The sequence below is a fragment of the Bradyrhizobium sp. genome, from assembly GCF_035652035.1.
Classification (GTDB): Bacteria; Pseudomonadota; Alphaproteobacteria; order Rhizobiales; family Xanthobacteraceae; genus Bradyrhizobium.
Window position 1 is genome coordinate 30559 of record NZ_DASREO010000054.1, and the last position, 11043, is coordinate 41601.

An 11043-nucleotide genomic window follows, 5' to 3' on the forward strand; every position below is an offset into this window, starting at 1 on the left:
GGTTGGGCAACGACTCGTTGGCTATTTCTCGATCAGGCTTTTGGCTTGCGCCGGGTCCAGTGGACGGAAACGGTGGTCGCATCGGCCTCGCCAAGCCCGTCCTTTTCCGCCTCCTCAAAGCAGGCAAGCGCGCTTTTCGCAACCGGCAGTTCGGCATGGATGGAGGCGGCAAATTGCACGGCGGTGGCGAGGTCTTTTTTTGCGGCGGTAATGCCGAAAGCGGTTTCGCCAAGCGGCGCGCCGCCCAGCACCTTTGCGATATTGGGACCGCGGGCTTTCATGGCGGCCGTCGCGCCATTGGTGTCGGCGAGGATATCGATCAGCCGTTCGGGCGGCAGATTGAGCGGCTTACAGATGGTCAGGGACTCGCCGAGCGCCTGCCAGTAGACGAGCAGCGGCAAGTTGATCGCGAGCTTGAGCATTGAGCCGGCGCCAACCGGCCCGACATGCTCGATCCTGCGGCAGAGCTGTTCAAGCAGCGGCTTTGCGCGGGCGACATCATCGTCAGAACCGCCGACGAGGCCAAACAGCTTGCCTTCCTTCGCCGGCACTTTGCTGCCGCCGACCGGGGCTTCGACGAAGGCTGCGCCAGCTTTCGTCGCGGCCTCACCGACCGACTTCATCGTCTGCGGCTGGATCGTGCTCATGTCGATCACGAGTTTGCCGTTGAGCTTCGCCGAGAGCAGGCCGTTCGCGCCGCGATAGACGGCTTCGGTCGCCGCATCATTGAGCAGCATCACGATGGTGACGTCGCATCCTTCGGCGAGCGCAGCCGGCGAGGGATAGGCTTTCGCGCCGGCATCGACCAGCGGCTTGGTCTTGGCCGTGTCGCGATTCCACACCGCCACGTCATGTCCGACCGCGATCAACCGCTGCGCGATCGATCCGCCCATTCTTCCTGTTCCACAAACGCCGACTTTCATGTTCTTATTCCTTCTTGGTTAATGCGCATGATAGACGCCAAGGTGCTGCGAGATCAGCTCCTCGTTGTTCAAGACGTCACGCGCCTCGCCGGCAAAGACGCAGCGGCCGGTGTTGAGAATGACGGCCTCGTCCGCGACGTCGAGCGCGAGTTGCCGGTTCTGTTCGACCAGCACGATGGACTGGCCTTCGTCCTTCAGTTTTTTGATGGTGCGGCCGACCTCGGCCACGATGAGGGGCGCGAGCCCTTCCGAGGGCTCGTCGAGCAGCAACACGCGCGGGTTACCCATCAATGCGCGGCCGATTGCCAGCATCTGCTGCTCGCCGCCGGAGAGTGTGCCGGCAAATTGCGCATGCCGTTCCTCAAGGCGCGGGAACAGCTCGAAGATGCGTTTCACGTTCCACGGCTTTGCCGCGTCGCGTTCGCGTTGCCGGGCGACGACGAGATTTTCGCGCACCGTCAGCGAGGGAAAGATCCGGCGGCCCTGCGGCACGAGGCCGATGCCAAGGCGCGAAATACGCTCGGGACTGAGGCCGCCGATTGTTTCGCCAAACAGGCGGATGTCGCCTTCTTTCGGCGTCAGAAAGCCGACGATGGTCGAAATGCAGGTGGTCTTGCCGGCGCCGTTCCGCCCGAGCAAGGCGAGTACGTGGCCCTCTTCAAGCGAAAACCCGACGCCGTGCAGAATATGGCTGTCGCCATAGAAGGCGTTCACATTCGAGAGGTTGAGGGCTTCACGCGCCAAGATACACCTCACGCGTTCGCTCGTCCGCAATCACCTGGTCGCGCTCGCCGTCGACGATCACACGGCCGTAGTTGAGCAGCGTCACCGTTTCGGCGAGGTCGAGCGCCGTGTCCATGTCATGCTCGATCATGACCACGGTCACCTCCTTCGAGATCGAGGCGATCAGTGCCTTCACCGTCTTGCGCTCGCCATCGGAGAGGCCGGCCAGCGGCTCGTCAAGCAGCAACACGCGCGGCTTTTGCGACAGTGCCATCGCGAGTTCGACCCGGCGCTTCTCGCCATAGGCGAGTTCGGAGACGGGATGACCCGCCAGATGCAACAGACCGACGCTGTCGAGCGTACGCCGTGCCTCTTCCGCGAGATGCCGATAGGACGCCAGCGGCCGCCACATCTGCCAGCGCGAGGGCAACAGGCCGAGCAAGCCGAGCGTGACGTTGTGTTCGAGCGTGTCGCCTGCAAACAGCGTGATGATCTGGTAAGTGCGCGAGAGGCCGCGATGCGCGCGCCGATGCGGCGCCAGCGTGGTGACGTCCTCGCCGAACAGCTTGATCTGTCCGGAGTTCGGCCGCAGATCGCCGCTGATCTGGTTGAACAGCGTGGTCTTGCCGGCGCCGTTGGGGCCGATGATCAGCCGCCGCTCGCCGGGCCTGACGGCAAGCGACACGCCTTGCGTGACCTTCAGGCCGCCGAACGCCTTGTTCAGCGCGGTCACTTCAAGAGCAAGGTCGGGCGAGGCTGCGTTCATGACGAGCGCCCCCGAAACCGCGAGGTCAGCTTCTGCACGCCGGGAACGATCCCGGTCGGCATCACCAGCACGATGAACAGGAACACGAGACCGAGCAGCATGTTCCAGCGCTCGATATAGGCGGACGCATAGTTCTTGAGCAGCAGCACCAGCGCCGCGCCGACGGCGGGTCCTGCGAGCGTGCCGGAGCCGCCGGCGATCACGCCAAGCAAGGCTTCGGCCGAACTCGTGGTCGAGAGCGAGGTCGGGTGAATGTACTTGTTGTAATAGACGTAGAGCAGGCCGGAGACAGCGCCCCAGAAGCCGGCATAGACGAAGGTGATCCATCGGATCATCCAGGGATTGAAACCGAGCGCAGCCATCCTGCGCGGCTGATCGCGCACACCCTTCAGGGACGAGCCGAACGAGGACGACACGAAGACCGCCATCAGCACAAACGCGATCACCGTGACGGTCAGCGAAAACCAGTAGAACGCGACCGGGCTTTCGAGCGAGATGCCGAACGGCTCGGGACGCGTCATGCCGGTGATGCCGTTGTCACCATTGGTGATACCGGACATCCGGTAGGCGAGACCCCAGAGCACCTGCGACAGCGCAAGCGTGATCATCAGAAAGCCGAGCCCGGAGGCGCGCAGCGCAATCACGCCGAAGAATGCCGCCATTGCGACAGTTCCGAGGATCGAGAGCGCGGCGGCCGCGCCGTGGTCGAAGCCGTAGCGGGTGGTCAGCAATGCAGCGAGATAGGCGGCAACGCCGAGGTAAGAGGCGTGACCGAGCGAGGTCATGCCGCCGAAGCCGACCAGGAGATTAAGGCTCATCGCGAAGATCGCGGCGATGAAGATCTGGCTGGCGAGATTGATGTAGAAATCACCGGCTACGAACGGCGGCAGCAGCAATGCCGCGGCGATGAGGGCTCCTCCGATCCACTTCATGCGGAAACACGCCCGAACAGGCCCTGCGGGCGGAACGCAATGACGAAGATCATCGGCAGGAACAGGATGATGTAGGCAAGTTCGGGAAACAGCGCGGTGCCGAAGGTGTAGATGAAGCCGATGATGAAGCTGCCGACGAAGGCGCCAAAGAGACTGCCGATGCCGCCGAGAATGACGACGATCAGCGCGAGCGGCAACATGTCGGCGTCAAGGCCGGGATAGGCGGACAGAATGGGGCCGCCGAGCACGCCGGCCGCGCCGGCAATGCCGGCGCCGAGGCAGAACACGATGGTGAAAAGGCGCGAGACGGGAATGCCGACCGCGCGCGCCATCTGGCGGTCGTCGACGCCGGCGCGGATCATGGCGCCAAGCCGCGTGCGATCGATCAGGATATGGAGCGCGATTGCCGCGGCGACCGCGATGCCGACCAGCACCAGCCGATAGGTCGGGAACACGAAGCCGAACATCCGTGTCGGCGCCTGCAGATTGTGCGGCGTCGGCACCGGAATCGAATCGCCGCCCCACAACACAAGGCACGCATCCGAAATGATGAAGGCCATGCCGAGCGTGACCAGCACCTGGCCGAGCGGATTGGTTTTCAGTCGTGTCAACACCAGCCGTTCGAACAACCCGCCAAGCGCGGCGACGATGATGCCGGCGCCGATCGCAGTCAGCCAGAGATCGAGGCCGCTATAGTCACGCATCGCCACGGCGCCGAAATAGGTGCCGAGCATGAAGAACGCGCCATGCGTGAGGTTCGCAAGCCGCATCAGACCGAAGATCAGCGAGAAGCCGGACGACAGCAGGAACAGCAGGCCACCGAGCGACAGGCTGTTGAGACCCTGGATGATCCAAAACTGCATCGAGTGGTCCTTCAGCCGTCTCGTTCGGTAGCCTGCGAAGCGACGTTGCCCCTGTGATCAGAGCTCCAGATTCTTGGCCGGTGGATAGTCGCGCGAATAGACTGGGTTCTTCAGAAACTCCTTCTGGTCGTAGGTCCAGAACTGGCTGACATCCGGATAAGTCTTGATCACCGAGTTGACCAGCCGGCCGTCGCTGCGCGTGACCTTGCGGATATAGACGTTGCCGACCGCGTTGCCGAACTCGTCGAATTTGAGGTTGCCGCGGATGGTGTCGAAGGTGTTGCCGCGAACGGCCGCCATGAACGCCTTCTTGTCTTCGGCGTTACCCTTGATGATCTTCAGCACGCCCTCCAGCACTTCGCCCGAGACGTAGGTGCTGCCGGCGTAGTAGCCCGGGTCGTATTTGAACTGCTTGCGGAAGGCGGGCGCGAACGCCTTGTTGAGCGGATTGTCGAGCTCCGCCGAATACCAGCTGGTGGTCACAATGCCGAGCGCCTCGTCGCCCATGTTGCGCAGCACGGATTCGTCGAGCGCGGTCATGCCGCCGATCACGGCGATCTTGTCCTTCAGACCGTATTCGATGAATTGGCGCAGGAAGCGGAAGCCGTTCGAGCCGGCGGTGCCGAGGAACAGCGCATCTGCGTCGGTCTTCACCTGCGCGACATAGCTGCCGTAATCCGGCGTCGCCAGCGGCGTGAAGATCTTCTGGATGATCTTGCCGCCGCCGTCCTCGAAGCCGCGCTGGAAGCCGGCGCACATTTCGTGGCCGTAGGCGAAGTCGTCGGCGATGGTGACGATCTTCTTGTACTTCAGTTCCTTGAGCGAGTAGTCGGCCAACGGATAAGTGCATTGCGCCGAGGTCGAGGTCAGCCGCACGTACCAGGGCGAGGGGTGGCGCTGCGTCATGTCTTCGGCGGCCGAGACGCCGAGCGTCGGGATCTGCTTTTCGGTGAGATAGTCGATGATCGCGAGCGCCTCGAAGGCTGCGAGCGGGCCGATGATGCAGTGGACGTTATTCTTCTCCACCAGCTCCTGCGTCTTGGTGCGGGCGGTTGCCGGGACGCCGGCGGTGTCGGCGACGATCAGTTCGACCTTGCGGCCCGCAAGCGTGTAGTCGCGATCCCTGAGGAACATGGTCAGCGCCAGTTCCATGTCGATGCCGCCGGAAGCGAGCGGGCCGGTTTTGGCCGCCAGCAGGCCGACGCGAACCGGGCCGCTGCCTTGCGCGAATGAAAGGTTCGGGCCGGCCAGGGTCGCGGCGCCCGCGCCGGCAAGGGTCGATACAAACTGTCTTCGTGAAATCGTCATGGTCCCTCCCGAGGCAACAGCCAAGACTATCCGCATCTTTTATTGGTTGGATGATTTATCCGACGGAAGTCCTAAATGATCAAGTGATAACCACGGGGCCCGGGCAGGATCTTCCACGCACTAAAGTCGAAAAGGCGCGCTTTTGCCGTGTTTTGACGCGGTGCGATAACGGGAAGGGCGGTGCGACGATTGGCCTTAGCTTTTTGCGTCGCCTTTGCGGGCGGCAACGATCGTCTTCTTCAGGACTTCAAAGACCGACGCGGTGTCCTGGTCGCCGAGCCCCATGGTCATGGCCTGGCTGTAGACCGGCTGCGTCAGCGTAAACAGTGGGGTCTCGACGCCGACGTCATCGGCGAATTCGGCAATGATCGCCATGTCCTTTTTCCAGGTCGAGACCTTCATGGTCGCGGGCTCATATTTGCCTTCGACCATCATCGGCGCCCGCATCTGGAACATGCGCGAGCCGCCAGCGCCGGGGCCGACCATCTCGACGACCAGTTTGGGATCAAGTCCGGCGCGCTCGGCCAGGATCATGGCTTCTGCCGTTGCGACATTGTGGATCGCAACCAGGTGATTGGCGACGAACTTCATCCGGCTGCCATTGCCGTAAGCGCCAAGGTCGGCGCTTTGCTTGGCGAAATCGGCGAACAACGGCAGGCAGCGCGCGATCGCCGTGCTGTCGCCGCTGGCATAGACGATGAGGTCGCGCATCTTCGCCTGCGCGCCGGTGCCCGACAGAGGACAATCGAGCGGGATATGGCCGGCCGCTTTCAGGATCGTCTCGAAGCGCAGCTTGTCGGCGAGCGTCAACGTCGAAAGCTCGATCACGATGCGCTGGGGCTGCCCGGACTCCGCGATCTGCCTGGCAACGCTCTCGACCGCCGCAGGCGTCGGCAGGCTGGTCATGATGATGGGTGCGCTGCGGACGACGAGCGCCACGCTTTCGACGATGGCAACGCCGGCTTCCGCGAGTTCAGCGCATTTGGCGGGATCGGTATCGAAGCCAACCACATGCCACTTGCGCTCGACGAGGTTACGCGCGATCGCGCCGCCCATGATGCCGAGCCCGACAATCCCAACCGTTTTGTCCATGAACCGTTCCCGCCGAGAATGCGCGCCCAAATGGCGCAAGCTGTCTTCAATAGCGATTGATCGGCGAGGAGACAATCGGCAACGCGACGATCGCCGTGCGGCTTTGAAGAATTCCGGGATTCTTTTGCAGATATTGTGCAATTGCGCAGACGCGCGGGGTTTCGACATCAAACGAGGCCGCGTGGCGTGATAGATGCGCGCGTGTCGAAGCAACGATCACGCAACGCACCCAAGATGAAAAAATCAATCGTCACTGTCGCGCTCTGGATCCTTGGACTGCTATTCACCTTTGCCAGTTTCAGGATTCATGACCCCTATCTGTTTTTCCTGGGCCGCACCGGTGCTGCCGCGATGCTCGCCGCAAGCCTGGCCATGCTTGCGCTTCTCGTCTGGAACCGGAACTGGCGCGGAATCCACGGAAGATTGTTGATCCTGCTGTGGTGCCTGCCGGCAACCTCGATGCTGGTCGCGCAAGCCTCGTTCTGGCTGTCGAGGCACGAGGTTCGAACGACCAAGGCCGATGAGGCCAAAATCCTCGGACGACACTTCATCGTCGGCTATTCCTCGTTCGCCGAGGTCGCAGCGCTTGCCGAGAAAGGATTGATCGCGGGCGTCTATATCACCCGCCACAATGTCGCGGGCCGCAGCACTGAGGCGGTCAAATCCGAAATATCGGAATTGCAGGCGCGTCGGCGCGCGAGGGGTTTATCCCCGCTGATCGTCGCCGCCGATCAGGAGGGCGGCATCGTCTCGCACCTGTCGCCGCCGCTCGTCGCGCAGCCGGCGCTCGCAAGCTTCGCCGATTTGTCGCCCGAGGTACGAAAGATGAGCGCCGAGCAGATTGGCCGCGCGCAAGGCGAGGAGCTGGCGTCGATCGGCGTCACCGTCGATTTTGCGCCGGTGCTGGACTTAAAGCCTGCGACCGGGCACAAGTTCGACTTCAACACGCTGATCAACAAGCGCGCGATTTCGGACGATCCTGAAAAAGCCGCGCAAGTGGGGCTCGCTTACGTGCAAGGGCTCAACGCGGCCGGCGTCCAGGCGACGTTGAAACATTTCCCGGGACTGGGCCGGGTCGGTTCCGACACCCATCATTTCGCTGCCAGCCTCGATACAGCGCTCGCTGAGCTCGAACAAACTGATTGGCGGCCATTTCGTGAGGTGCTTGCGGCGTCGAACGCGCTGCTGATGGTGGGCCACGTGACATTGACCGCGGCCGATCCGGATCGTCCGGCCTCGCACTCGAAAAAGGTCATCGACGGAATTCTTCGGCAGCAGTGGAAGTATCAAGGCGTCGTCATCACCGACGATCTGGTGATGGGCGCGGTCTATACCCATCTTTGCACCGCGGTTGTCGAGGCGCTGAATGCCGGCGCGGACCTGCTGCTTTTCGCCTATGACGGTTCGCAATTCTATCGCGCTTTCGACTGCGCGTCGGAGGCGCTGAAGCGACGCGAGCTGGATCTTGCGGCGCTGCACGACAGCGAGATGCGTCTCGATCGTGCGTTCCGGCATGACGGGCCGGACAAGGCCGCCGGCGCGACGTCTCCAGGGTCCAGTGATCGCGCAAGCGTCCATTAACAACGCTGCACAATCCGCCCCTCCGGCCGGCTCGTCTTTCACCGAATTCGATTGACGGGGTGGGTCCGCCGCGCCTTAATAAGTGATCGGGCGATAAACAAGGGTAAAGCGGCATTCATCGCCGTCTTGATACAAGCCTATAGCAAGAATCGAGCGTATAAGAAAACAGGGCATGGCGGGCGCGATCGGGAGGACCGCGAGATGACAGCTACCGGTCTGAAAACGAATGTTTCCTCGGGTGCGGATACCGAAGAGCGCGCCTATGCGGGGATGGTCGCGCGCGCCGCGGCGCTGGCGCCGCGCTTGCGCGAGGGCGCGCTGCGCTCGGAACAACTGCGCTGCCTCCCGGAGGAGGCCGAGCGCGAACTGCATGAAAGCGGGCTGTTTCGCATCGTGCAGCCGAAGCGCGTCGGCGGCTCCGAGCTCGATTACGTCGCGCTGATCGATTGCGCTGACGCGCTCGGGCAGGGCGATGCCTCGGTGGCCTGGACCTTCGCCAATCTTGCGAGCCATCACTGGATGCTCGCGATGTTCGATTCCCGCGCCCAGGATCTGGTCTGGGGCAAGGATCCGAACACGCTGATCGCCTCGTCCTTCATTTTTCCCGCCGGCCGCGCCCGCAAGGTCGATGGTGGCTATGTGCTGCGCGGCAGCTGGCCGTTTTCGTCCGGCGTGAATTGCAGCGAATGGAACATGCTGGCGAGCGTGGTGTCTTCCGAGGATGAAGCCGACGGAATCGAATATCGCATCTTCCTGCTGCCCAAGAGCGACTATCGCATCAAGGATACCTGGGATGCGACAGGCCTGCGCGGCACCGGATCCAACGACGTCGAGGTCAGCGATGCCTTCGTGCCGCAATCGATGACAGTCGGCGTGCACGAACTGGCGGGCGGGCCAACGCCCGGCAGCGCCGTCAATCCGAACGCGCTCTACAAGCTGCCGGTGTTCTCGCTGTTTCCTTATGTGCTCTCGGGCGTCGCGCTCGGCAATGCGCAAGCCTGCCTCGACGACTACGTCAATCTCGCGCGTCACCGCGCTTCCACCTATAACCGCGCCAAGCTCAGCGATTTCCAGACCACGCAAATCAAGATAGCGGAGGCCGCTTCCAAGATCGATGCGGCGCGCCTGATCATGCGCCAAGCCTGCATCGAGGCGCTCGCCGACGCGCGGCGCGGGCGCATTCCCGATATGGCCACAAAGACAAAGATGCGGCGCGACGGTGCTTTTTCGGTCAACCTCTGCACCGATGCGGTCTCGTTGCTGTTCGCCGCGAGCGGCGCGCGCGGCCTTTACATGGCGAGCGCGCTGCAGCGCCAGTTCCGCGACGCGCATGCCATCAATGCGCATATCGCCTTCAATTTCGATGCGGCGGGCACTAATTACGGGCGGGTCGCGCTGGGCCTGCCTTCCGAAAACCTGACGCTGTGAGCCGGAATGAACGATAAGCCAACCCATGTGCCGGAGCCGGAGACCGCCAATGAGCTGGCGAGCGGAAGCTCGCCGCTCGATGCCCGGGATTTCCGCAATGCGCTCGGCACTTTCGCCACCGGCGTCACCATCGTCACCGCAATGGCGGACGACGGCAAGCCTTACGGGCTGACCTGCAATTCCTTTGCCTCGGTCTCGATCAATCCGCCGCTCGTGCTCTGGAGTCTCGGGTTGTATTCGCAAGGCTTGCCGATTTTCCAGAACGCGAGCCACTTCGCGGTCAACGTGCTCGGGGTCTCGCAGCAGGCGCTGGCGTCGACTTTCGCGAAATCCACGGTCGATCGCTTCGCCGGCGTGACGTGGAAGCCGGGGCTCGGCAACGCGCCGCTGCTCGCCGACTGCGTCGCCTATTTTCAGTGCCGCGCCGCCAACCGCTATTATGGCGGCGACCATGTGATCTTTCTCGGCGCCGTCGAGGCCTATAGCTATGCCAGGAAAGAGCCGTTGCTATTCGCCAGCGGCGGTTATGGGCGCTTCACGCCACAGGTCGCCGCTGGCTCATGAGCAAGAAGACCCCAACCAAGCGAGCGCGCACCAAGCAACGGCGTTTGTCGCCGGATGACCGGCGCAAGGAATTCGTCGCAAAGGCCACGGAGTTTTTCGCCGAAGAGGGCTTCGGCGGCGGGACGCGCGCGCTGGCGCGCCGGCTGGGGGTGACGCAGCCGCTGCTCTATCGCTATTTCCCGAGCAAGGACGACCTGATCAAGGAAGTCTATCGCACCGTCTATCTCGAGCCGTTCGGTGACGGCTGGGAAAAGCTGCTCGGCGATCGCACGCGGCCGCTTCCCGAACGGCTCAAGGAATTTTACGACGCCTATACCGGCGTAATCTTCAGCCGCAAATGGCTGCGCATCTATTTCTATTCCGGCCTCAAGGGACTCGAGCTCAACCGCTCTTATGTCGGCATCGTCCGCGACAAGATCCTGACGCGCATCGTCCGGGAATGCCGGCACCACGCCGCCTTGCCGGCGCAATCGAAGGCGAGCGCCGCCGAGCTCGAGATGGCCTGGGTGTTTCACTCCGGCATTTTCTATTACGGCGTCCGCAAGTTCGTCTATGACGCTCCGGTGCTGGAGAGCAAGGAGCAGATGATCAGCGACGCGGTCGATGCGTTCCTCGCCGGTTTTGCGCATGTGTTTGGCGAAAAGGAAGATGCGCGCAAGATTGCGGTGAAGGCGCTGGTGTAGCGCTGCTCTGCGGGACGCGTGGAGGGTCCTCGCTACTTTCCCGCATTGACCCGCGGCATCACTTTTTCCGCCATCAGGATCATCGACTGGCGGCCGAGCTCGCGGTCCTTCCAGTCCTTGCCGGCATAGAGCAGCGTGCCGAAGGTGCCGACCTCGTCCTGGAATGCGAGCAGCTGATCG

At 62.8% G+C, this 11043-nt stretch carries 11 protein-coding genes; 4 read left to right on the forward strand and 7 right to left on the reverse strand.

Annotated features, from left to right (window positions below):
- Positions 1 to 32: 32 nt before the first annotated feature.
- The 7 genes from VFB05_RS15325 to VFB05_RS15355 form a co-directional block, all read right to left on the reverse strand.
- Positions 33 to 923 (reverse strand): NAD(P)-dependent oxidoreductase, encoded by an 891-nt coding sequence (locus tag VFB05_RS15325; RefSeq protein ID WP_325013578.1) that lies wholly within the window; start codon positions 921 to 923, stop codon positions 33 to 35.
- Between the two features lie 18 nt (positions 924 to 941).
- Positions 942 to 1667 (reverse strand): ABC transporter ATP-binding protein, encoded by a 726-nt coding sequence (locus tag VFB05_RS15330; protein ID WP_325013579.1) that lies wholly within the window; start codon positions 1665 to 1667, stop codon positions 942 to 944.
- Positions 1657 to 2412 carry an ABC transporter ATP-binding protein gene (locus VFB05_RS15335; RefSeq protein WP_325013580.1) on the reverse strand — a complete coding sequence of 252 codons (756 nt, stop codon included), beginning with the start codon at positions 2410 to 2412 and terminating at the stop codon, positions 1657 to 1659. The genes VFB05_RS15330 and VFB05_RS15335 overlap by 11 nt, the downstream gene beginning before the upstream one ends.
- A complete protein-coding gene (locus VFB05_RS15340; RefSeq protein WP_325013581.1) occupies positions 2409 to 3344 on the reverse strand; it encodes a branched-chain amino acid ABC transporter permease in 936 nt (311 codons plus the stop codon). The genes VFB05_RS15335 and VFB05_RS15340 overlap by 4 nt, the downstream gene beginning before the upstream one ends.
- Positions 3341 to 4207 (reverse strand): branched-chain amino acid ABC transporter permease, encoded by an 867-nt coding sequence (locus VFB05_RS15345; protein WP_325013582.1) that lies wholly within the window; start codon positions 4205 to 4207, stop codon positions 3341 to 3343. The genes VFB05_RS15340 and VFB05_RS15345 overlap by 4 nt, the downstream gene beginning before the upstream one ends.
- A gap of 57 nt (positions 4208 to 4264) precedes the next feature.
- The gene (locus VFB05_RS15350) at positions 4265 to 5515 is read right to left on the reverse strand and encodes an ABC transporter substrate-binding protein (RefSeq protein WP_325013583.1); all 1251 of its coding nucleotides are present in this window, start codon (positions 5513 to 5515) and stop codon (positions 4265 to 4267) included.
- Positions 5516 to 5710: 195 nt separating this feature from the next.
- Positions 5711 to 6775 (reverse strand): NAD(P)-dependent oxidoreductase, encoded by a 1065-nt coding sequence (locus tag VFB05_RS15355; RefSeq protein ID WP_325013584.1) that lies wholly within the window; start codon positions 6773 to 6775, stop codon positions 5711 to 5713.
- A gap of 66 nt (positions 6776 to 6841) precedes the next feature.
- Between VFB05_RS15355 and VFB05_RS15360 the strand changes: the two genes are divergently transcribed.
- From VFB05_RS15360 to VFB05_RS15375, 4 genes are all read left to right on the forward strand, one after another.
- Entirely contained in the window at positions 6842 to 8188 is a 1347-nt protein-coding gene (locus VFB05_RS15360) for a glycoside hydrolase family 3 N-terminal domain-containing protein (RefSeq protein ID WP_325013585.1), read from the forward strand.
- A 201-nt stretch (positions 8189 to 8389) separates the two neighbouring features.
- On the forward strand, positions 8390 to 9616 hold the full coding sequence (locus VFB05_RS15365) for an acyl-CoA dehydrogenase family protein (RefSeq protein ID WP_325013586.1): 1227 nt from the start codon (positions 8390 to 8392) through the stop codon (positions 9614 to 9616).
- Positions 9617 to 9622: 6 nt separating this feature from the next.
- Complete coding sequence (locus tag VFB05_RS15370) at positions 9623 to 10180, forward strand: flavin reductase family protein (protein ID WP_325013587.1); 558 nt, start codon at positions 9623 to 9625, stop codon at positions 10178 to 10180.
- Positions 10177 to 10863 (forward strand): TetR/AcrR family transcriptional regulator, encoded by a 687-nt coding sequence (locus VFB05_RS15375; protein WP_325013588.1) that lies wholly within the window; start codon positions 10177 to 10179, stop codon positions 10861 to 10863. The genes VFB05_RS15370 and VFB05_RS15375 overlap by 4 nt, the downstream gene beginning before the upstream one ends.
- Positions 10864 to 11043: the final 180 nt, after the last annotated feature.